The 19,736-nt window shown below is 56.6% G+C and carries 24 protein-coding genes and 1 riboswitch; of the genes, 12 read left to right on the top strand and 12 right to left on the bottom strand.

Annotation, left to right across the window (positions count from 1 at the left end; translation table 11 throughout):
• The first annotated feature begins 181 nt into the window (after positions 1-181).
• The 3 genes from ureG to K8I84_RS08425 all read left to right on the top strand — a co-directional run bounded on the left by ureG (position 182) and on the right by K8I84_RS08425 (position 1,493).
• A complete protein-coding gene (ureG, locus tag K8I84_RS08435; protein ID WP_223794301.1) occupies positions 182-820 on the top strand; it encodes an urease accessory protein UreG in 639 nt (212 codons plus the stop codon).
• Between the two features lie 40 nt (positions 821-860).
• Complete coding sequence (locus tag K8I84_RS08430; RefSeq protein ID WP_223794300.1) at positions 861-1,046, top strand: hypothetical protein; 186 nt, start codon at positions 861-863, stop codon at positions 1,044-1,046.
• A gap of 159 nt (positions 1,047-1,205) precedes the next feature.
• A complete protein-coding gene (locus tag K8I84_RS08425; RefSeq protein WP_263283017.1) occupies positions 1,206-1,493 on the top strand; it encodes a hypothetical protein in 288 nt (95 codons plus the stop codon).
• Here the strand turns inward: K8I84_RS08425 and K8I84_RS08420 are convergent.
• The 4 genes from K8I84_RS08420 to K8I84_RS08405 form a co-directional block, all read right to left on the bottom strand.
• Complete coding sequence (locus tag K8I84_RS08420) at positions 1,486-1,932, bottom strand: DUF3010 family protein (protein ID WP_223794506.1); 447 nt, start codon at positions 1,930-1,932, stop codon at positions 1,486-1,488. The genes K8I84_RS08425 and K8I84_RS08420 overlap by 8 nt on opposite strands.
• 29 nt (positions 1,933-1,961) lie before the next feature.
• The gene (locus K8I84_RS08415) at positions 1,962-2,306 is read right to left on the bottom strand and encodes a PBPRA1643 family SWIM/SEC-C metal-binding motif protein (protein WP_223794299.1); all 345 of its coding nucleotides are present in this window, start codon (positions 2,304-2,306) and stop codon (positions 1,962-1,964) included.
• Between the two features lie 207 nt (positions 2,307-2,513).
• Positions 2,514-4,139, bottom strand: a complete 1,626-nt coding sequence (locus K8I84_RS08410) for a hypothetical protein (RefSeq protein WP_223794298.1) — start codon at positions 4,137-4,139, stop codon at positions 2,514-2,516.
• 212 nt (positions 4,140-4,351) lie between these two features.
• A complete protein-coding gene (locus tag K8I84_RS08405; RefSeq protein WP_223794297.1) occupies positions 4,352-6,385 on the bottom strand; it encodes a multicopper oxidase family protein in 2,034 nt (677 codons plus the stop codon).
• A 160-nt stretch (positions 6,386-6,545) separates the two neighbouring features.
• A riboswitch (cyclic di-GMP riboswitch) is annotated at positions 6,546-6,641 on the bottom strand.
• A 256-nt stretch (positions 6,642-6,897) separates the two neighbouring features.
• On the opposite strand from K8I84_RS08405, the gene K8I84_RS08400 reads away from it, so the two are divergent.
• From K8I84_RS08400 to K8I84_RS08385, 4 genes are all read left to right on the top strand, one after another.
• Positions 6,898-7,353, top strand: a complete 456-nt coding sequence (locus K8I84_RS08400) for a CopD family protein (protein WP_223794296.1) — start codon at positions 6,898-6,900, stop codon at positions 7,351-7,353.
• 168 nt (positions 7,354-7,521) lie between these two features.
• Complete coding sequence (locus K8I84_RS08395) at positions 7,522-8,154, top strand: DUF1294 domain-containing protein (protein WP_223794295.1); 633 nt, start codon at positions 7,522-7,524, stop codon at positions 8,152-8,154.
• A 113-nt stretch (positions 8,155-8,267) separates the two neighbouring features.
• The gene (locus K8I84_RS08390; RefSeq protein WP_223794294.1) at positions 8,268-9,122 is read left to right on the top strand and encodes an ion transporter; all 855 of its coding nucleotides are present in this window, start codon (positions 8,268-8,270) and stop codon (positions 9,120-9,122) included.
• 97 nt (positions 9,123-9,219) lie between these two features.
• A complete protein-coding gene (locus K8I84_RS08385; protein ID WP_223794293.1) occupies positions 9,220-10,983 on the top strand; it encodes a DEAD/DEAH box helicase in 1,764 nt (587 codons plus the stop codon).
• A gap of 93 nt (positions 10,984-11,076) precedes the next feature.
• On the opposite strand, the gene K8I84_RS08380 is transcribed toward K8I84_RS08385, so the two are convergent.
• A complete protein-coding gene (locus K8I84_RS08380) occupies positions 11,077-11,484 on the bottom strand; it encodes a hypothetical protein (protein WP_223794292.1) in 408 nt (135 codons plus the stop codon).
• A gap of 150 nt (positions 11,485-11,634) precedes the next feature.
• Between K8I84_RS08380 and K8I84_RS08375 the strand changes: the two genes are divergently transcribed.
• The 3 genes from K8I84_RS08375 (at position 11,635) to K8I84_RS08365 (ending at position 13,454) form a co-directional block, all read left to right on the top strand.
• A complete protein-coding gene (locus K8I84_RS08375) occupies positions 11,635-12,417 on the top strand; it encodes a helix-turn-helix domain-containing protein (protein ID WP_223794291.1) in 783 nt (260 codons plus the stop codon).
• 79 nt (positions 12,418-12,496) lie between these two features.
• A complete protein-coding gene (locus tag K8I84_RS08370) occupies positions 12,497-12,979 on the top strand; it encodes a peptidylprolyl isomerase (protein WP_223794290.1) in 483 nt (160 codons plus the stop codon).
• A 19-nt stretch (positions 12,980-12,998) separates the two neighbouring features.
• A complete protein-coding gene (locus tag K8I84_RS08365) occupies positions 12,999-13,454 on the top strand; it encodes a metallophosphoesterase family protein (RefSeq protein WP_223794289.1) in 456 nt (151 codons plus the stop codon).
• Between the two features lie 74 nt (positions 13,455-13,528).
• Here K8I84_RS08365 and K8I84_RS08360 read toward each other — a convergent pair whose 3' ends face one another.
• The 3 genes from K8I84_RS08360 to K8I84_RS08350 all read right to left on the bottom strand — a co-directional run bounded on the left by K8I84_RS08360 (position 13,529) and on the right by K8I84_RS08350 (position 15,971).
• A complete protein-coding gene (locus tag K8I84_RS08360) occupies positions 13,529-14,023 on the bottom strand; it encodes a c-type cytochrome (RefSeq protein ID WP_223794288.1) in 495 nt (164 codons plus the stop codon).
• 122 nt (positions 14,024-14,145) lie between these two features.
• The gene (locus K8I84_RS08355; RefSeq protein ID WP_223794287.1) at positions 14,146-15,138 is read right to left on the bottom strand and encodes an MBL fold metallo-hydrolase; all 993 of its coding nucleotides are present in this window, start codon (positions 15,136-15,138) and stop codon (positions 14,146-14,148) included.
• An 86-nt stretch (positions 15,139-15,224) separates the two neighbouring features.
• Complete coding sequence (locus K8I84_RS08350) at positions 15,225-15,971, bottom strand: NYN domain-containing protein (protein ID WP_223794286.1); 747 nt, start codon at positions 15,969-15,971, stop codon at positions 15,225-15,227.
• A gap of 114 nt (positions 15,972-16,085) precedes the next feature.
• Here K8I84_RS08350 and K8I84_RS08345 point away from each other — a divergent pair, with 114 nt between their 5' ends.
• Complete coding sequence (locus K8I84_RS08345) at positions 16,086-16,520, top strand: SRPBCC family protein (protein WP_223794285.1); 435 nt, start codon at positions 16,086-16,088, stop codon at positions 16,518-16,520.
• A 143-nt stretch (positions 16,521-16,663) separates the two neighbouring features.
• Here the strand turns inward: K8I84_RS08345 and K8I84_RS08340 are convergent, their stop codons facing one another.
• Positions 16,664-17,572, bottom strand: a complete 909-nt coding sequence (locus K8I84_RS08340; RefSeq protein WP_223794284.1) for a bestrophin family protein — start codon at positions 17,570-17,572, stop codon at positions 16,664-16,666.
• Positions 17,573-17,744: 172 nt separating this feature from the next.
• Here K8I84_RS08340 and trxC point away from each other — a divergent pair, with 172 nt between their 5' ends.
• Positions 17,745-18,185: a thioredoxin TrxC gene (gene trxC / locus K8I84_RS08335; protein ID WP_223794283.1), complete on the top strand. Its 441-nt coding sequence runs from the start codon at positions 17,745-17,747 to the stop codon at positions 18,183-18,185.
• Here the strand turns inward: trxC and K8I84_RS08330 are convergent.
• The 3 genes from K8I84_RS08330 to K8I84_RS08320 form a co-directional block, all read right to left on the bottom strand.
• The gene (locus K8I84_RS08330; RefSeq protein WP_223794282.1) at positions 18,155-18,772 is read right to left on the bottom strand and encodes a DUF938 domain-containing protein; all 618 of its coding nucleotides are present in this window, start codon (positions 18,770-18,772) and stop codon (positions 18,155-18,157) included. The genes trxC and K8I84_RS08330 overlap by 31 nt on opposite strands.
• A 24-nt stretch (positions 18,773-18,796) precedes the next feature.
• Positions 18,797-18,982 carry a hypothetical protein gene (locus K8I84_RS08325; RefSeq protein WP_223794281.1) on the bottom strand — a complete coding sequence of 62 codons (186 nt, stop codon included), beginning with the start codon at positions 18,980-18,982 and terminating at the stop codon, positions 18,797-18,799.
• A gap of 161 nt (positions 18,983-19,143) precedes the next feature.
• Positions 19,144-19,350 carry a cold-shock protein gene (locus tag K8I84_RS08320; RefSeq protein WP_223794505.1) on the bottom strand — a complete coding sequence of 69 codons (207 nt, stop codon included), beginning with the start codon at positions 19,348-19,350 and terminating at the stop codon, positions 19,144-19,146.
• Positions 19,351-19,736: the final 386 nt, after the last annotated feature.

Genomic DNA, 19,736 nt, shown 5'->3' with positions numbered 1-19,736 from the left:
ACGCCACTCTGAAGCATGGAGCGGTGAGCGGGGAGTCCCTTTCGGGACCGTGCGGAGCCATGGATGGCGGAGCTCGAGCGCCACAGGGATGTGCTTGAGCGAGTCTCGGAAGGGACTCCCCGATTGCCGCTGTGCTCGGAGTGATAGAGACAAGAGAAACAACGACGAAAAGGAGTTAACCATGACACATTGTTTGCGAGTAGGCGTCGGCGGCCCCGTCGGTTCCGGCAAGACAGCCCTCCTGCGCCAGCTGTGTAAAGCCCTGCGGGATCACTACAACATCGCCGTGGTCACCAACGACATCTACACCCGTGAAGACGCCGACTTCCTGCTGCGCCACGAAGCCCTGCCGGCAGACCGCATCCTCGGTGTAGAAACCGGCGGCTGCCCACACACCGCCATCCGCGAAGACGCCTCCATGAACCTGGCAGCCATCGACGACCTCCAGTCCCGCCACCCGGGCCTGGAATTGGTGCTGGTGGAATCCGGCGGCGACAACCTCTCCGCCACCTTCAGCCCCGAACTGTCCGACCTCACTCTGTACGTGATCGACGTCTCCGCCGGCGACAAAATCCCCCGCAAAGGCGGCCCGGGCATCACCAAATCCGACCTGCTGATCATCAACAAGATCGATATCGCCGAACAGGTTCACGCCTCCCTGGAAGTGATGGAGCGGGACTCCAAAAAAATGCGTGGCGAACGCCCCTTCGTGTTCACCAACCTGTACGACGGCGTAGGGCTGGACACCATCATCAGCTTTATTTTGGAGCGAGGCATGCTGCCGGAACGCCGGCCTGAGAAAGTGGCCGCTTCCGCCTGATCAAACAGTTTTGGTTTAAACCGTTCACGGAGAGACAAACATGAGAAGAATTCAAAAGATTGGTGCCAGTGCTGGACTGCTATTAGCTTCTGCAAACGTGCTCGCACATTCAGGGCATGAGGCTATTGGTAACGTACTGCACGTTGAGTATATATTTGCGGCCGGGATCGTTGGTGCGATTGTGCTGACAGCCTACCGGAAGGTGAGTGAGCGAAACGAGGACTGAGCGCAAAGCCTTTCCTTATTGCCAAAGAATGAAGGCTGTACGGGAGACTGTGCAGCTTTTTTATCGCTGAGAATTTCGATGTGCGTAAGCAAAACGAGCATAAGTTGTTGAACTGTCGTTCATGTGGCACTCTGAGAACAATCCCAGCGACAGGCCTTTATGATGCAATTGGATAAAGCAAAAAAGCGTATTGCAAAGCAGGTTAAGAAAGGCTTTCACGGCTATCCGTTAGTTGCGCTGGAGTACTTTGGTAAGACGCCAGACTCAGCCACTGAAGTCGTTATTTATTTTACCGAGAAAGAGGGCGCAGAGCCTCAGAAACAAAGGTTTGTGAGTGGTGGGGACGCCCGGGAAGATGAAACCATTCAATCCGCCCTTCTGAAAATCATCGAGCGGGCGGATGCCAAAACGGTGACTGAGATCGACGGAATTTCCGTTCTCAGTTAGAGCCGGCACCACCTTGCAACTGTCCTACATAGGCGGCGATAAAGGCCGTTTCCTGAAAAACCTTCAATCCCGTATCGGCAAACGCAATGGGCAGCGGGTTGGATGCCAGGGTGGACTTGATCAGTTGGGGTGACAGCAAGGTGACCGTAAGCTCAGCACTGTTGATTAGTTGAATGGCCGCTTCCATTTTGAAGCTGATGGCGCCGCCGGCAAATTTGCCTTTTTGCATCCGTTCTTTTATCGCGACACAGGTGACTCCGTACTCGGCCATCAACTCCGCAAAGGTCGTCTGGAATTGCTTCAGATCGTCACGGCCATGATTTTTCGGCAGTGACACTTTGCGAACCTTGCACTCCGGCAGGTTGAACTGCCCTCTGTCCATATTCAGCAAACACACCACTGCATCGCTGCCAGTCAGTTCCACCCCACAAACAATCATAGCCATTGTCCTCTGCACACCGGTTGTCGTTAGCCACAGCACTTCTTGAATTTGATTCCACTACCACAGTGACATAAATCGTTCCGGGAGGGTGGTTTTACGGTGGTGACCGTTCCGCCCTTGTTCAGGATAGCGGTGAGTTCGTTGATGGATTCAACGGCGCCCTCGCGGGTATCAACGGATAGATTGGCATACAGCTTCGCCTCGGCGACTTGTGCTTCAACTTCCTGCTTGCGAGCCTCACTGGTAACCACCAGATTCAGCGGGTATTTTTTACTGCCACTTTTTTTGCTGGCGTTTGTCTCAAAACCGCCGTAAGCGGTGTGATGCTGGCGAGCGTCCTGCCGACCTTTGTAGAAAAATTTATCTGACATGCTGAGTTCCTGATGGAGAGAAGCCCCAAGCTATTGCCGGGAGCAGTCTTTTAGCATGCTTGCTGGAACGGTGATATAGGGAAAAGCGGGACTGATCTTCTGATGGAGCAGGAGCACGTCAAGTACGAGAGCTTTGGCCCGGAAAGAACCGGCGTTTCACTGTCCCTTCGCTCAGATCAATTACCAGGCCAACACCCTCATAGTCTTCTAGCTTCTCTCCGCCGTTTTTTGTATTTGTTTCATAGAGTCGCGCTCTGATTCCGGGGCTGTCTCTACCAGTCGACGGGACCACTGCTCGGCGGCTCCGGTATCGCCGGCCAACTTGGCCGCACGGGCCGCTCCTTCCAGGGTGTTATACCGATTCGGCCAGGTGCGATCGGACTGCTGATAAGCGGTGAGGGCCTCGGCCGGGCGATCCAGGGCGAGTAGCAGATCGCCAAGCGCCTCGTAGGGCGGGAGCAGGGTTCCGGGGCTGACCGGATGCTTCTCTACGGTGGCTTCCAGCTCTCCGGCGGACCGCATCAGTTCGATGGCTCGGTCGGGTTCACCCTCTGCCTTGGCAATCCAACCGGCAAGGATCCTCAGGTCCACCTCAATGTAGGTCGGGAAACGCGGATCGGGAGCGGACCGGGCGGCTTCCGCCAGGGTCTCCAGCCGCTGTTCAGCCTCGCGGGCGGTTTCCAGATCGCCGGTGTGGACGGCCCCAAGCCCGCGTGCAAACCAGCTCAGAGCTTCGGGCCAGGGGAACGTGTCCCAGCCAATGTAGTCGTCAGCACGGGGGGTAATGGCGGCGGCCGCTTCCCAATCGTGTTCTTCAACGGCCAACCGTGCGGGGATGGATGCCAGGTGGAATGCCCCGGGGAAATTGGGCTGGTGTGGTCCGTTGGCCTGGGCCGACTCCCAGACACTGTGTGCAGCGCTGTCTTCACCCCGCTGGAGGTGGCCATACACCAGATAATCAAGGGCATGAATATAGTGGAAGGATGTGGCGCCATCGACCTGGTGATCGACCGCCACGTCTGCGGACTGGCTGTTCCATTCAATCATCCGGGGCCAGTCACCGAGCCGCACGTAAATGTGAGACGGCATGTGCAGAGCATGGGGAACGCTGGGGGCTATCCCGGCATAGGAATCCACGATTTCAGTGGCGTTGCCAGCGCGGCCATCGGCATCCGTGGCGTGTATGGAGTAATGCACGGCCCCGGGATGGGTGGGCTCGGTCTCCCAGGTCGCACGCAGTACCTTTTCCGCTTCGTTGTGCAGTGTCTTGCGGTCTTCAGCGGACCGCGCCAGCGTCAGGCGGGACAAGGCATAAAGGGTAGCGACGTTGGCGTCCTCCGGGAAGGCTTGATAGGCCTGCTCCATACCCTCAATCCAGCCGGCCAGCCGCTCGTTGACCTGGTCGGTATCCGGCTCGAAGAACGCGGCGGTGGCATCTATCAGCAGCCGTTCACGATCCTCTTCGGCAGCGTCTCGGGCTTGCTGGATTTCCTGGCGACCGAGGGTGATATCGTCAGTACTGGGAGTGGTGCCCCATAGCGGCTGGAACAGCGACATGGCGACACCCCAGTGGGCCATGGCACAGTCGGGATCGGCCTGGGTAATGGCGTCGAACTCGGCGCGGGCCTGGGTGTACATCATGTGATGTATCAGGCCGAGTGCGTGATCGACGTCAGCGCGCACATCGTCATCACAGTCGGCCTGAAAATCGACGGTGCCGACGTCATCCCCGGCGCTATGGGCATGACCATCATTCATGGTGTCCTGATGTGCGACTGCGGGGGGGATAAAACCTAGAGAAACAGCGAGTGTTAAACGAGAGAGTGTGTTCATGACATGACTCCAGTGGTGGTGGAGCCGGCATGTTTATTCGGGTCAGAAGCTGAATACGAACTGCCAGTTGCTGGCTCTGCATGCGCAGCTTACAAACTCAAATTTACTCCTGTCGTGGCGGATTGAACAGCGACAGGTTTACGACGGGTGATGAGAAAACCGGGACAGATCCCGCTTTCAGAAATCGGATCTGTCCCGATCATCTCAGTGGGTCAACTGACTTGCATCACCCTCATCATCTCATGGTCCTCGTGGGACAGGATGTGGCAGTGCCAGACATAGCGCCCCGGCTTTTCAAAGGTCGCGCTGATGCGCGTGACCTGGCCTGGCAGGGCCGTGACCATGTCCTTGGGCGCGTTTTCCACGTACCCGTCGGTTGGCCCCAGGCCAACGGCGCCACCCTCGGTGACCCCCGATATTCCGGCTACCTGTCCGAGCGTTCCGTTGTGCTGAAGCACTGGCACCGGGGCACCTTCGGTGAAGCTGATCTCGTTACGCCCGAGAATATTGAAATTCACCAAATGCAGGTGAATGGGGTGGGCATCGCCGGTGAAGTTGTAGATCTCCCACACCTCGGTTGAACTGAGTGCCGGGACTTCGGTCGTCGGCTGGAACCAGGTGAACGCCGTCGCGGTACTGTCCTGGTCTACGATTCCCAGCAGCGGCTGCAACCGGCCGAATTCGTCCAGCCCCTCGAACAGGGCGACCCTGCGAATCGTTGCTCCAGGGTTCACTGGAGGTGGACCGAACCCCAGGTCTGCCGCCCAGCCGTCGAACGTCACCGGATCAAAACTGTCGGCGATGGCATTATTGAACGGAAGGACCACGTCGAACGCCATGATGCGGTCAGTCTGGCGGTCCGGGAAGAGGTCCTCCGGCGCGAGGTCTTCGCCAAGGTCACCACCGAAGGGTGCGTCTCCACCGATGTTCTCCATGATAATCCGGGCGTCCTCCAGTCCGGAGAAATCGACGATAACGTCATAACGCCCGCCCGGCTCTATCACCAGTGTGTCGGTCATGCTGGCACTGGAGGCCAGGCCCTGGTCGCTGCCGATCACGTAGAAGGGCAGGGGAGCGCTGGCGCCATTCAGGTCTGTCGCCCCTGGTGAGGCTGCAACCCGGAAACGGATCGCCACAAACCGCGAGTCACAGCCGTTGAGCAGGCGCAGGCGGTAGTGTCGCGGCTCGACGTTGGTCTTCGGCCAGATTTTGCCATTAACCACCATGTGATCGCCGAAGAACTCCGCAAGCGCCGTTGGCCCGCCGCCGGGAAACAGATCGGGTGGCAGAATGGCGCCCTCACCGGTGATGAAGTCATCGTAGAAAGGGTCGCCCGGGAAAGCCGGATAGAACAGATCGCCTTTTTCCGTGAACATTCGATCCTGGATGGCATACGCCAGTTCGTAGGGGAAGGCTGGCAGGCCCAGCAGGTTGTTGGCCTGGCCCGTATCGTACTCATCCCGCACAAAGTAGAACCCCGCCAGGCCCGCATACACGTTAAGCCGTGTAATCCCGAGCGCATGATCGTGGTACCACAGGTTCCCGGCGCGGACGTTATTGTCATAACGGAAGGTGTTGGTAAAGCCGCCCGGCACGAAGTCCCACTGCGGGCCCTTGACGTTTCCATCAGGGCTGAAGAAGAACTCCGGGTTGCCATCGAACTGGAAGTCGCTTTTCCCACCATGGAGGTGCGTAATGATGGGCACCCCATTCTTTTTGATATTGAACTGCCGGTAATCGACACCGTTGGCCGAACCCGCACCATGGAGCGAGTAGCACCAGTGCAGGCTGGTATCCACCGGGAGAAGGTGCTGCCCTCCATTGAGTTCGTTCTCCCATCGAACAACGGTCTCAGGGGCTCCACCGGCCGAGACGCTCTTCACCTGAAACGTCTGCCCCGGCCAGGACACGGTGTCAGCGCCATAGCCCCAGACCTTGGTTTTTAGCCGTTTGCCATTCTTCGGGTTGATAAGCCCGGTCTCCTGCACGGTTTCCCTTGCGCGTAAACTGAAGTTCGGTTGTTGGGCGGGCCCCCCGTTGTCGTTGAGGTCCTTGAAAAGAAAACCGGGATCGAGTGCGTTCGGTGCCAGGTCGATAAACTTGGGCTGCAGGGCGGGATCGCTCAGCGGTCCGACATTGGAAAGATATGCGATCGCATGTGCTCGCTGAAGGAAGGGATTGAAAGGTAAAGCGAGCCCCAATGTGGTGAGGGTACTGCCTTGTAGGAAACGACGCCTGGTAATCATGGCTGAATCCCCTGAAAACCTGGGCGTGCAAGCCCGCCCATTTGTGCTGTTGGCCGGTTGCAGCGGAGGCCTACATCGGTGTCCTTGTGAGGGCAGTGTAGTTAGATGTGCGCTTGCCGCCCTACCGTGCAACCACTTCTTGTTGGTTGACCGGAAACTTTTTGGCGGCTTGGCTGGCTTTCTCGATAGGGCTGGTAGGGAGGGAAGCCCCTTGGCTTTGTGCACCCGAATTTCGGCGGGGTTACCTTTTTCAGAGTTTCCGGTGTTTGGGATAGTTCTGCCCTCGCTCTCCGTCAAGACAGCAACGCGGGGGGCCAATGATTTGGCCCTTTTATTTGATGTGTATCAATTCGGCATGATCTTTCGTTTTCGTTGGGATCCAACACTCACGAGCCAACAGACAGGATAGATGGGTCAGGGTGCATCAGTTTACCTGTCAGTCCGTCTACAGGAGTTGGTTTTGATGTGGCTGAAGCTTATGCTCACCCCACACGTTTTCAGAGGGGCGCTTTATGAGTCTGGCCATTGCACTGCATGTTCTCGCCGCCGTTATTTGGGTTGGCGGTATGTTTTTCGCCTACATGGCCATGCGGCCAGCGGTGGTTGAAGTGATTGATACGTCGCAGCGGGGCGTGCTGTGGTGCCGCACCCTTTCCCGGTTTTTCCGGTGGGTGTGGGCGGCTGTGATCCTGTTGCTGGTAACCGGTTACTGGATGGTCTTCAACGTATTCGGTGACATGGCGGGTGCCGGCTGGCACATTCATGTCATGCAGGGATTGGGGATTGTGATGATGCTGCTCTATTTTCATGTCTATTTTGCCCCCTTCAGGCGGCTGAAACAGGCCGTTGCCAATCAGGATCCTCAAGAGGGCGGGCGGCAGGTAGGGCAGATCCGCAAGCTGGTGGGGATCAACCTGATTCTTGGACTGATCGTGGTGGTGATTGGTGCGGGCGGCCGGTATCTGTAAGTCAGCCGTAGAATGACGGAAGATCCGGTCTTTGTATGAAGATAAATGTTCCGTTCAAACTGCGCGCTTACCAGCGGGAAGCGGTCGGTGCCGCGTTGGAGCTAAAGGTAAACCGGGGCAGCTTTTTTTCTGCAAGGCGCCAAAACAGACTTTTCAGGGAAGCATTACGTGAATCAGAAAGGCTTACTCTCCTCATGGAACGATGCCAAGGGTTTCGGCTTTATAACTCCGGAAAACGAAGGTAAGCGTTTATTTGCCCACATCAGCGCCTATCAGGGGCGGGGCAGGCCTTCGGCCGGAGACAAGGTGGTTTACGCGCAAACAAAAGACGAGAAGGGCCGGTTAAGGGCAGCCAGTTTCCAATACGCCGGGGTGGTCCGACACCGCGCAGCATTAGCGACTGGCGTTTGGGTCGCTCTGTTGATTGCAGCCGCAGTAGGAGGGGCGATCTCGGTTTTATATATCCTGGGGTATGTGCCGCTGCTTTTGCCGGTCGCCTATGGCGCGATGAGCCTGGTTACTTTCTTGATGTATGCGGTCGACAAAGGGGCCGCAGAACGCGGCAACCGGCGGGTACCCGAGGGGCGGTTGCATCTGTTCGAACTACTGTGTGGCTGGCCGGGGGCGCTGGTGGGCCAGCAATTCTTTCGCCATAAAACCCGAAAGACCTCCTTTCAGGCGGCATTTTGGTTCAACGTAATTCTCAATCTCGCGGTTTTGGGCTGGTTGTTGGTGTGGCCGGATGCCGAGTTCGCCCGGCAGGCGCTGGAGATTAAACCAGTCATGCTTTTGAGAATTTAATGATGCAGAACGGACTGCCGATCGTGAGAGGGTGATTTGCAGAATGAGTGGCCCTGAGTTAAACGTAATCGGAGGATGTTCGATTTTCGGAGACGCCTGGCGAGGGAGCTTGGATGGCGACGATAAAGCCTGGTGGTCTGGGAATTAAAACCCGCCTGTTTCAGGTCATTTTCGAATCCGATACCCGCTTGGCCAAGGGCTTTGATATTTTTTTGGCGTTCCTGATATTCCTCAGTGTCGGGATTATCCTCCTGGACAGTGTCCCGGAATATCACGCCCGCTTCGGTGAGATTTTTTATGGTGTGGAGTGGGGCATAACGCTGCTCTTCACCGTTGAGCTGGCTCTGCGCATCTATTGCCTGGAGAAACCGAAGCTTTACCTGAAGAGCTTTTTCGGTGTTATCGATGTCCTGGCCGTCTTACCTACCTGGCTGGCGCTGTTGTTTCCAGGTGCGCAGACTCTCGTCGTAGTGCGTCTGCTTCGGACTCTGCGTCTGTTCCGGGTACTGGAAATGATGACAGTAGTTGGCGAGGGCCGCCTGCTGCTGGATGCCTTGATTCGCAGCCGGCACCAGATCCTGCTTTTTCTGTTTGCTGTGCTGATAGTCGTGACCATCTTCTCTTCTTTGCTCTATCTGATCGAGCCGGCTGAGGCAGGTTTCACCAGTATTCCCACATCGATCTATTGGGGAATCGTGACACTGACAACCGTGGGCTATGGCGATATAGCGCCGGTGACGGCCTTGGGTCAGTTCATTTCCATGATGATCATGCTGACGGGTTACTCGATCATTGCGCTTCCCGTTGGGGTGTTTTCCGCGGAAGTGATTCGCGCCCTGCGTGAGGAGCGTTACTCTGATGAAGCCTGCCCGGGATGCGGTAAACATCGACATGAAGTCGACGCCAAATATTGCAAACACTGTGGTACCTGGCTTAATGAAGAGACGCGCGACCCGCGCCGTTCCTGATGATGCCTGCGCCGGATTTATGGGGGCGCACCGGTAATGGCACCGGTTTTTGCTAGTATGGCCGCCTTTTCATCCGGATAGCGATTTAGCTCTGCAAATGAACGCCCACTTCAAACTCCGTCCCTACCAGCAAGAAGCCGTCGAAGCTACGCTCAGGCACTTCCTCCAATCCGATGAGTCTGCCGTCATCGTGCTGCCAACCGGCGCAGGAAAAAGCCTGGTCATTGCCGAGCTCGCCCGCCTTGCCCGGCGCAAGATTCTGGTGCTGACTCACGTCAAGGAGCTGGTGGAGCAGAACCACGCCAAATACGAGAGTTACGGTTTAGCCGGTGGCATCTTCTCCGCCGGGCTGAAGCGCAAGGAAAGCCGGCACCAGGTCACCTTTGCCAGTGTGCAGTCCGTGGCGGCGAACTTGGATCAGTTCCGGGATGAATACTCGCTGGTGATCATCGATGAGTGCCATCGGGTCAGTGGTGAGGACACCAGTCAGTACCAACGGATCATCGAGCTGCTGCGGCAACAGAATGATGCCCTTAAAGTACTCGGGCTCACCGCCACGCCATACCGGCTGGCCATGGGCTGGATCTATCGCTATCACTACCGGGGCTTTGTTCGCAGCGAAGAAGACAAGCCCTTTTTGCACTGCATTTATGAACTGCCGCTGAGCTACATGATCAACCGGGGCTATCTCACAAAACCCGAGCTGGTGAACGCGGCGGTGGCGCAATACGACTTCTCCGCGCTGGCTCAGGACCGCTTTGGCGAGTATGCCGAGAAGGACGTTAACCAGCTGCTGAGCAAACACAAGCGGGTCACCCGCGCTATCATCGAGCAGGTGATGGAACTGGCCGCCGAACGCCAGGGGGTGATGATCTTTGCGGCCACGGTGGAGCATGCCCGGGAGATCACCGGCTATCTGCCGGAGCATCAGACCGCCCTGGTAACTGGCGCCACCGATCTGAAAGATCGGGATTTTCTGATCCAGCGCTTCAAACAGCGGCAGTTGAAGTATCTGGTGAATGTGTCCGTGCTCACCACCGGCTTCGATGCGCCCCACGTGGACTTTATCGCCATTCTTCGCCCCACCCAGTCGGTCAGCCTGTATCAGCAGATCGTGGGCCGCGGCCTTCGTCTGGACGATGGCAAGCAGGATTGCCTGGTGATTGATTACGCGGGCAACAGTGTGAACCTGCATCATCCGGAGGTGGGGGAGCCGAAACCAAATCCGGACAGCGAGCCGGTGCAGGTGTTCTGCCCGGGCTGTGGCTTTGCCAACATCTTCTGGGGCAAGACCGACAGCGACGGCCGGGTGATCGAACACTACGGGCGTCGCTGCCAGGGCCTGTTGGAGCCTGCGGAAGAGGAGGGGGCTGCAGGGCAGAAGCAGCGCCCGGAACAGTGCGATTACCGTTTTCGCTTCAAGGAGTGCCCCCACTGCGGCGGCGAGAATGACATCGCGGCCCGCAACTGCCACCAGTGCCACCAGGCCATCATCGACCCGGACGATCAACTGCGTGACGCCCTGAAACTCAAGAACGCCATGGTGATCCGCTGCGCGGGCATTACTCTGGGTGTCGCTGGCAGCAAGTTGAAGATCACCTACCACGGCGAGGACGGAGAAGAACTTAGCGAGTCGTTTGATTTCAGCAAACCGGCACAGCGCACCGTGTTTAACAAACTGTTCGGGCGTCGTTTCGCCAACAGCCAGGTGCCGAAAGAGTTCAGCAAGGCGGAGGAAGTTCTGGAGCTGCAGGCTTTGTTGTCGGCACCGGATTTTGTGATTGCCCGCAAGCAGAAGCATTACTGGCAGGTGCAGGAACGGATGTTTGATTATCAGGGCAATTATCGAAAGGCGTATTAAAGGTTTGACCCGCCAGGGGGCAGGCGGGCCGTTTGGAAAGTGTGTCCGGCGGGGTTCGCGCAGCCACACACGAACAGCCGGGAGAGCGTGCTCCTAACTGAAGGCAGGCTGCTGCGGCTTGCTGGCGGCAACCCGTTTCATCCACGCCATGTCCAGCGGTACCAGTACGTTCAGGGCGAACAGTACCCAGCCCAGCGGCTGCAGAGTTGGGGCAAACCACACCATCAGTCCCAGGGCCACCAGAGCCCAGGTCACATCCACAGCAATCATCAGGTTGTAGTATTTCTCCCGCCACCGTGTATTCATGGCCATGGCGGCCATATCCACGCACCACAGCAGCATCACAACACCGACCACGAGGTAGAAGGTGGCGCCGGGGCCGCCCGCCCAATGGGCGATGGGCTCAGCAGCCAGAATAAGGGCCAGCGCCAGGGGCGTGGAGAGGAAAATATCGCTCAGGATGATTTGTTTCAGACTGAATTGGCGGATGAAGTTTTTCATAGGGTCACCTCAATCGGATTTCGCAATGTTTGGGACTACGCTACAAAGCTTCTACCCGGGCGGTGATAGGCTCAATTACCTGTGAGGTAATGGTGCGCCTTACTCTCGACAGCAATAATGACGGAATACTCGGAATAAACAGGAAACCCAATGAGCGCCTTCGGTACGTTGTTCAGAGAAATGCGGCAGGGGAAACGCCTGAGCCAGATGGATTTTGCCCTGGCGTGCGAGGTGTCGGCGAAGCACATCAGTTTTCTGGAAACCGGCCGCAGCCAGCCCAGCAAAGGCATGGTGCTGCATCTGGCGCAAATGCTGAAAACGGATCTGGCCGGGACCAACCGGCTGCTGTCGGCGGCGGGTTACAGCCAGGTTTACTCCCATCAGGATCTGAGCGCGCCTGGCATGGCCATGATCAGGGAGGCCCTTGAGCACCTGCTGAAGGGGCACCTGCCATACCCGGCGGTGGTGTTCGACCACGAGTACAATCTGGTGATGGCCAACGAGGCCATGCAGGCTTTGATGTTAAGAATGGTGCAGCTGGGCGCTCAGTTGCCGGCAAGGCCAAATTTTCTGTTGGCGTTGCTTGATGAAGCGGGCATCAAGCCCTTCGTGGGCGACTGGGAGAACATCGCCTGCCACATGTTGCAGCGGGTCTACCATGAGCACCTCGCCGGCCCCTTCCGGGACCAGCCCAACCGGTTGCTGGACCAGGCCCTGACGGTGCCCGGCGTCCCGCAACACTGGAAAAACCATGTGGTGGAACACCTGGACTACCCGGCAATTCCCTTTACCCTGAATCTTGGGGATCAGCAGCTCAATATCTTTTCCACCATCGCAACCATCGGTACGCCTCTGGATGTCACCGCCCAGAATTTGCGGATCGAGCATTTCTTTCCGATGGATGAGCGCAGCAAGGCGTATTGGCAGGGGTAGGTAGTATCTTTTTTTGCTCCTGCAGTCAGCGCTACTGCTGGCTATAATGGCGTACTTTCAACCGTTGCAGAGAACATTTATGCCAATCGAAAAGAATCAGGTGGTCTTGTTTCACTACAGTGTTCGTGATGAACAGGGCAACGCCATTGAAGACTCCCACGGTGGTGAACCCAACGCCTACCTCCATGGCCACGGCGGCGTTATCCCGGGGGTGGAAGAGGCTATTGAAGGCCGTGATGCCGGGGATACCTTCAGCGTTACCGTCACCCCGGACAAAGCCTACGGTCCGCGCAAGGAAGGTGCCATTCAGCGCGTGCCCATCAAGCATCTGATGGGCGCCAAGCGCTGGAAGCCGGGCATGATTGCCCAGGTGCAAACTGAGCAGGGCCCGCGCCATGTGGTCGTCGCCAAGGTCGGCCACAAGTTTGCCGATGTCGACACCAACCATCCGATGGCCGGCAAAACCCTGACCTTCGATATTGAGATCATCGACGTCCGCGATGCTGATCCCGAAGAGATCGCCCACGGCCACGCCCATGGGCCGGGTGGTCATCACCACTGAGAGATGAAGGGGCGCAGGCATGCTCATCGGCGTCATCGCAGACACCCACAGCAAAATGCGCCCCGAAGCCCTCGAGGCACTGAAAGGCTCGGAGCTGATCCTGCACGCCGGTGACGTCGGGCGGGACGAGGTTCTGGACGCGCTGGAGGCCATCGCCCCGGTGATTGCCATTCGCGGCAATATCGATAAAACCGGCCGTGCGTCGGAGCTGCCCGATGTTCAGGAACTGGAATTCCTCGGCCACGCCTTCTACCTGCTCCACGACGTCAAAAGCCTAGATTTCGATCCGCAAGGCCGATTCCGGGTGGTGATCGCCGGCCATTCCCACAAGCCCCGCAATGAATGGGTCGGCGATGTGCTGTACTTCAACCCCGGTGGTGCCGGGCCACGGCGTTTCACCCTGCCGATCACGGTGGGGCGGCTGGCAGTGAGCGAGGAGGGGGTGGTGGGAGAGATTATCGAACTGGCGGTTTGATCTCTTTTGATTCCTTGGACCCGCCGCGCCAGTTCCGTTCTGATGCTGGTTTGTCTGCACTCTCACCCTGCGGCTTAGTGAGAGTGTCCACCAAGCAGGTAGTGAACCAGCGCATCCAGGCTTTCTTCCGACATTCGCCACCGTGGCATCGTATCGTGCAGTGGCTTTCCATCTGGACCAATGCCTTTCACGATGGCGCTTTTAAGCGATGATTCGTCGTAGGATGCATGGTCGTGGCCGTCGTTGTGCTCTTTCTCTAATGCCCCATGAGTTAACGCCGGAGCCACAACCCAGAACCGTGGCCACATGATCGCGCCGCCTTCTTTGTCAGCACCGTGACAGGTGGCACAACTGCCTCCGTGCATCTGCATGTGATGGTGCCCACCAACCGGGATGATCCGCTCACCGGAACTCGATGTGCCGGTGAAATAAAGGCGCTCCCCTTCGCTGCTGAAGTTTGAAGGCATGTTCTCAATGCCGAAATGGGCGTTGTTGGCGTCCATGCATCCGGACACCCCCATCGCGGCAACGGCAAGCAGCCATACCTTCCTTGTCCGATTGTGTTTCATTGCTTCAGTTGCCTCCATTGCCCGCGAAATCCTTCATCCTCAAGTTATCATTATCGTAACTCTGGCCTGGGCGTGATAGCGAGCCACAGTCGCAGGCCACGCCGATCTGGTATCGACAGGACTCATGACGGAGACCACACCTCACCATGCTGCATCACCCGGAACACCGACTCGCCGAGGCCTTGGTTTTCCAGCGCCATCCGCAGTCGCCGCGGTGGTTCGTCCATCGGTTCATCGGTCAGCACGAAGGTGCCCCAGTGCATGGCAACTGACTGGCGGGCGCCGATGTCCTGGTGAATTTTGACGGCTTCCTCCGGCGCTACGTGCACCGGGGCCATGAACCAGCGCGGGTCATACGCGCCGATGGGAAGAAGCGCCAGATCAATGGGCGCAAACAGTTCGCCAATGTCCTGAAACACCCTTCCGTAACCGGTATCACCGCCGAAATAGAACCGGAAGCTATCCATGTCCAGGAGCCAGCTGCACCAGAGCGAGGTGTTTGTGTCGGTTGCGGTTCGCCCGCTGAAGTGCTGGGCGGGCAGGCAGAACACTTCGTTGTTGGCGGAAAGGGATGCCGACTGCCACCAGTCCAGTTCCACCAGGTTGTGGATGCCACGCTTTTCGAACCAGCGCCGAAGGCCCATGGGAATGCAGAAGCGAAGCTTATCTCCGAACCGTCGGTGCAACTGGCGCACCGTTGCTTCGTCGAGATGGTCGTAGTGATTGTGGGAAATCAGTACCAGGTGGATCGGTGGCATTTCCGATACCGTCAGGGCAGGCGGGGTGTAACGCTTAGGACCGACCAGTCGGAAGGGACTGGCGCGCTCTGATAACACCGGGTCGGTCAAAACGTTCAGGCCCCGATACTGAAACAGGAATGAGGCATGCCCCAGCCAGACCAGCTGTGGCTGTGCCGGCGGGTCTATCAGCAAGTGACCATCCGGCCGCAGCAGCGTGTAGCGTTTACCCTTCGGGAAGCGGCGACCCGGTGCCATTTGCCAGCGCAGGAGATCCCCCAGGCCACGGCGGGGCACCCGCTCCCGATTTCGATACTTGCCCCGGTAGAAATGGGGTTCCGCGGCGAGGGCCGCGAGGCGTTCACGGTCGATGGTCATGAATCGGGCTCGTTGGTGAAGCGTTTATCTGGAAAATTCATTTCTCAAATATTACACCTGCCCAACTGGGAAACGCCTGGACTGAACTATTTCTCGGGGCTCTTGATGTAAAACACGTTCTTGTCTCGAACGCTCATCTCGAACAATTCACTGGCGCGGATGAGGTCGCTCAATTTTTTATATCCGTAGTTCACTGGGGAAAAGGAGCTGTTATTCGAAATGTACTGACCCACTTTGCCGAGATGTGCCCAGCCATCATCATCAGCAGTTTGTTCTACAGCCGTTCTAAAAGTTCTTACCAAGACAGAATCGCCCCGTAGTTCGTTGCGTCCTCGCTTTTTTTCAACAGTTGGCTTGGGAGTTGCCCCGTCGTTGAGATTCTCAAGTTCCTCGCTGTCTTCGCGCAAATTCTCTGTGTAAATGAACTGAGAGCAGGCATTCACAAATGGCATCGGGGTCTTGCGCTCGCCGAAGCCGAAGACCGGAAGACCAGCTTCAAGAATGCGCATGACTAACGGAGTAAAGTCGGAGTCACTCGTCATGAGCGCGAAGGCATCTACGTTTCCACTGTAGAGCAAATCCATGGCGTCGATGATCATTGATGCATCGGTGGCGTTTTTGCCGGTAGTGTAGGCAAATTGCTGAACTGGCCGGATGGCATTAGCGTGCAGTTTTTCAATCCAGCCGCTCAGTTGCGGACCATTCCAGTTTCCATGGGCATGGCGAACATTGACAGCACCGTACTTGGCAAGCTCCTGAAGCACTCCTTCGATAGACTGATGGCTGACATTGTCACAGTCGATCAGAAGGGCAATCTTATAGTTGTTATTCATCTTCCTTGAGCTTTCCTTATCTGCGATTGTGAAAGAGCATCCTAGCATGCTTTAAATATGCGATTGTTTTCGGCTGACCCGAAGTGATAGCAGGATCGAAATTGAGGAGAGCTTATGTTTCGCATTCATGTAGAGCAGGTGCTGGCCAGGGATATCGACACGGTGTTTGAGGCTATCTCCGATCACGCTCGCTATGAGCGGTTTCCGGGGGTGGGCAAATCGGTGCTGGTGGAAGAAGGCCAGGATGAGAAAAATGGCACCGGAGCCCTGCGGATTATTGGCGCGGGTAAGCTTGAATTGACCGAGCGCATTATCCGGTTCGATCGGCCCAGTAGAATGGACTATCGCATCGAACAATCGAAGCCGTTCTCCGTTGATCACACACGAGGGGAAATCGTTTTACAGCCGGAAGGTGACAAAACTCGGGTAATCTGGATTTCTGAAGGACATGTGAAGGTTCCATTGCTTGGCCGGGTGATGGACCGGGTGGCTGAGCGCAGCTTCACCAAGGCTTTCCGGTCCCTGCTCAAGGCGATTGAGCGGCTCTAGGCTAGGTTGCCCGTGTTCAGCGAACGTCAAAAGTCCTGACGGACCGTCAGATGGGTATTATCTCTGACGGATTAATCTGTCCTTATCAGGATCCGGCATTCCCTATAAAGATCGGCGTCAGCGCTGACGTGTCAGGCGCCGCTCTACTGCAATAAATAATCCACTGGCTGCATAGGCTCGGGTGCGGTGTCACCCAGGGCTTCAGCAACGCTGATGTCATGTACCCGGCAGAGGGAATCCAGCGGTAGATCATTGGCTTCACGGCCGAATGGAAACTCAAGCTGTTCTGACAGGCGATCCAACCCAAAGAAGGTGTAGGCCACAATTGCAGTGAAAACCGGCGTAAACCAGCCAGCAGCATCCACCAGACCGAACGGCAGCAGGTAACAGTAGATATAAGCGGTACGGTGTACCAGCAGGGTATAGGCGAAAGGCATTGGCGTGTTCGCGATTCGTTCTGACGCTGCCTGGATGCTGGCCAGACCATGCAGGTGCTTGTCCAGCGAGGCGGCTGCCACCGAGTCCACATCGCCTGCCTTGTGTGCTGTGGCGACGATGTCTCCGGCTCTCTGAAGCATGAACTCCGCCGGATTGCGGGTGTTCAAGGCGTGTTTTATCAAGTCTGGTGACAACGATGCCGGCAGATCGGCGCTGATATCTTCGCCGCGCAGCTGGCCCCGCAGCAGGTGGACGTGCGCCAGGCTTCTTATCAGTAGCTCCCGTCGCGGCTCCTTCTGAAGGTAAATGCCAGCCGCTCTGGCCAGGCTCCGGATCTCAGTGACCATATTGCCCCAATGCTTTCGTGCCTCCCACCAGCGATCGTACGTGGCGGTATTTCGTACGCTCAGAAAGATGGACAGGGCAATACCGATGATGGTGAATGGCAGCAGTGTGTATTCGACAATGCCACCGAGGTGGTCATGGCGGGAGAACCAGGTAACGATGAACGCAAACGCTGCGGTCAGAAGAATGTGCGGCAAAATGTGAGGAACAACAGACCCTTTCCAGGCCAGCATCAGTGCCAGGGCACCGGGGCGATCACGTACGATCATTACGGAGGGTTCCAGTCAGTGGCTTAAGCCGGTTGCAGTCTGGCCAAATTAGACCACATCGGTTCCGCAAGCCGCAAAGTCTTCCTGATTGCTACTTCATGAACGCTGCAGCTTGATTTCTTTCCTTATGCCCTGATGTTTCTTTCAAACAGCTCAGCACAGGAAAATCTCCATGACGGACGTTCGACACCTGGTGTGTCCCCACTGCCATAAAGTGAATCGTGTGCCAGCGGACAAGCTATCCGCTGGTGGTAACTGCGGTGCCTGCAAACAACCGCTTTGGCCGGATAAGGTTCTGGAGCTGTCGGGGCAAAACTTTGCGGCCCATACCGGGCGCAGTGATGTGCCGGTGCTGGTGGACTTCTGGGCCAGCTGGTGTGGCCCCTGCCAGGCCATGGCGCCCCAGTTCGAGCAAGCGGCAAGGGCGTGGCAGGGCAAAGTGCGCTTTGCCAAGCTGAACACCGAGCAGGCCCAGGGCCCGGCCGGTCAGTATGGGATTCGCAGCATACCGACCATGATTCTGTTTCAGAATGGCCGGGAAGTGGCCCGTCAGAGTGGAGCCATGAACCAGGCGCAGATCAGTCAGTGGTTGCAGTCGACAGGTATTCGCTGAAACACCAGCAACCGGTTGTTGGCTGGCATGGCGTGGTTTGCCGCTAGAGTCAGCCCCACCGCTTCTGCCAATTCGCGAAGATCTCGCAAATCCCGGATGCCCATATGAGGTGCCCGGGCTCGCAGATGCTGGTCAAACTGTCGGTTGCTGTCGCTGGAATACTGACCGTCGTTATTGAAAGGGCCATAAAGGCAAAAGGCCCCGTCTGCAGACAAGCGCTCACCGATACGGCGGAACATCTCTTCGACTTCTCGCCATGCCATGATGTGGACGGTGTTCGCTGAGAACGCCCAGGTGAAGGATTCAATGGGCCAGTCAGCCGTACTGACGTCCAGCTCCATCACTGGCAGGATATTGGGTAGCGAAGCTTGTTCCAGCCTGGGGCGGCACAGACCAGCAGCATCCGGATGGTCGGTGGGTTGCCACTGCAGATGGGGCAGGGCTTTTGCAAAATGCACCGCATGCTGCCCGGTCCCCGAGCCCACCTCCAGCACCGTTCCCGGCGTATCGAAAATCTCACGCAGCCTGGTCAGGATCGGGTCTTTGTTGTTCTCGCACGCTTGAGAAAAGGGTAATTCGGTAGGCATAGGTTTAAATCACAGGCAGCCGATTCAATGCCGCGGGTTACTGTTACCAGAAGACGAGTCGTCATCTGATGAGTTGTCGTCCGGTGTGAGGTAGTAATTCTTTTTCTCAAAGGTTTTCAGCTCAGGGTCTTCGACGTTGTTCTTGAGACGACCCCGGTTAAGCCAGTAGGCTAAAGCCACGATGATAATAATCAGTATGATCCATTTCATGCCCGCATCCTGCTCTCAATGATGTCGTCTTTATTGAGGCCTGCGTTGGCGGTTTCGTCAACCCTGCTCGAACATGGCTTCTCGGATTCAGGGTTATAAAATCAAGTGGCATAAAAAAAGGCAGCCAGAGGCTGCCTTTTTCTTCACGTTTTGGCTGCTAATTACAGACCAATAACGTTCTCTGCCTGCGGGCCTTTCTGGCCCTGGGTCACGGTAAATTCAACTTCTTGGCCTTCGGCCAGAGTTTTGAAACCGCCACCTTGAATAGCGCTGTAGTGAACGAAAACGTCCGGGCCGCTTTCACGAGTGATAAAACCAAAACCTTTTTCTTCACTGAAGAATTTAACGTTGCCAGTAACTGTAGACATAATAAATATCCTGAAATTAATCATCATTGTGCCGTCAAAAGATCGTTGTGATCGGTGATCAGCGATATGCGGGAAATAAAACAACGGGCAGGATCAAAAACAGGACAAAAGGTGTGTCAACACAAAAGGTCTTATTCGTGAGATGCTTAGCTAAATCGTTTCCAACGAACGAGACAGTACGCTAATTAACGGGCACTGCATAGCAAAGTTTTCAATTATTCGTTTAATACCTACCCGTTTGTGAAACGGGGTGGTTCTTTCCCTTCCACAAGTGCTGCATTTCTTGATTCATATCATTCGGATGGCGCCGTCAGGGCTCTGGCACCCAAAACCTGTGGCTTTGGACTACAGTGTATTGGGCTGTGAAATGGTGACCTTCTTTACAC

The organism is Marinobacter sp. F4216 (assembly GCF_019931195.1).
Taxonomy (GTDB): Bacteria; Pseudomonadota; Gammaproteobacteria; order Pseudomonadales; family Oleiphilaceae; genus Marinobacter; species Marinobacter suaedae.
This window is presented reverse-complemented; position numbering and strand designations above follow the sequence as displayed.

Coding starts and splice junctions, on each gene's coding strand:
- ureG (WP_223794301.1), top strand. CDS start 182: ATGACACATTGTTTGCGAGTAGGCGTCGGCGGCCCCGTCGGTTCCGGC.
- K8I84_RS08430 (WP_223794300.1), top strand. CDS start 861: ATGAGAAGAATTCAAAAGATTGGTGCCAGTGCTGGACTGCTATTAGCT.
- K8I84_RS08425 (WP_263283017.1), top strand. CDS start 1,206: ATGATGCAATTGGATAAAGCAAAAAAGCGTATTGCAAAGCAGGTTAAG.
- K8I84_RS08420 (WP_223794506.1), bottom strand. CDS start 1,932: ATGATTGTTTGTGGGGTGGAACTGACTGGCAGCGATGCAGTGGTGTGT.
- K8I84_RS08415 (WP_223794299.1), bottom strand. CDS start 2,306: ATGTCAGATAAATTTTTCTACAAAGGTCGGCAGGACGCTCGCCAGCAT.
- K8I84_RS08410 (WP_223794298.1), bottom strand. CDS start 4,139: ATGAACACACTCTCTCGTTTAACACTCGCTGTTTCTCTAGGTTTTATC.
- K8I84_RS08405 (WP_223794297.1), bottom strand. CDS start 6,385: ATGATTACCAGGCGTCGTTTCCTACAAGGCAGTACCCTCACCACATTG.
- K8I84_RS08400 (WP_223794296.1), top strand. CDS start 6,898: ATGAGTCTGGCCATTGCACTGCATGTTCTCGCCGCCGTTATTTGGGTT.
- K8I84_RS08390 (WP_223794294.1), top strand. CDS start 8,268: ATGGCGACGATAAAGCCTGGTGGTCTGGGAATTAAAACCCGCCTGTTT.
- K8I84_RS08385 (WP_223794293.1), top strand. CDS start 9,220: ATGAACGCCCACTTCAAACTCCGTCCCTACCAGCAAGAAGCCGTCGAA.
- K8I84_RS08380 (WP_223794292.1), bottom strand. CDS start 11,484: ATGAAAAACTTCATCCGCCAATTCAGTCTGAAACAAATCATCCTGAGC.
- K8I84_RS08375 (WP_223794291.1), top strand. CDS start 11,635: ATGAGCGCCTTCGGTACGTTGTTCAGAGAAATGCGGCAGGGGAAACGC.
- K8I84_RS08370 (WP_223794290.1), top strand. CDS start 12,497: ATGCCAATCGAAAAGAATCAGGTGGTCTTGTTTCACTACAGTGTTCGT.
- K8I84_RS08365 (WP_223794289.1), top strand. CDS start 12,999: ATGCTCATCGGCGTCATCGCAGACACCCACAGCAAAATGCGCCCCGAA.
- K8I84_RS08360 (WP_223794288.1), bottom strand. CDS start 14,023: ATGAAACACAATCGGACAAGGAAGGTATGGCTGCTTGCCGTTGCCGCG.
- K8I84_RS08355 (WP_223794287.1), bottom strand. CDS start 15,138: ATGACCATCGACCGTGAACGCCTCGCGGCCCTCGCCGCGGAACCCCAT.
- K8I84_RS08350 (WP_223794286.1), bottom strand. CDS start 15,971: ATGAATAACAACTATAAGATTGCCCTTCTGATCGACTGTGACAATGTC.
- K8I84_RS08345 (WP_223794285.1), top strand. CDS start 16,086: ATGTTTCGCATTCATGTAGAGCAGGTGCTGGCCAGGGATATCGACACG.
- K8I84_RS08340 (WP_223794284.1), bottom strand. CDS start 17,572: ATGATCGTACGTGATCGCCCCGGTGCCCTGGCACTGATGCTGGCCTGG.
- trxC (WP_223794283.1), top strand. CDS start 17,745: ATGACGGACGTTCGACACCTGGTGTGTCCCCACTGCCATAAAGTGAAT.
- K8I84_RS08330 (WP_223794282.1), bottom strand. CDS start 18,772: ATGCCTACCGAATTACCCTTTTCTCAAGCGTGCGAGAACAACAAAGAC.
- K8I84_RS08325 (WP_223794281.1), bottom strand. CDS start 18,982: ATGAAATGGATCATACTGATTATTATCATCGTGGCTTTAGCCTACTGG.
- K8I84_RS08320 (WP_223794505.1), bottom strand. CDS start 19,350: ATGTCTACAGTTACTGGCAACGTTAAATTCTTCAGTGAAGAAAAAGGT.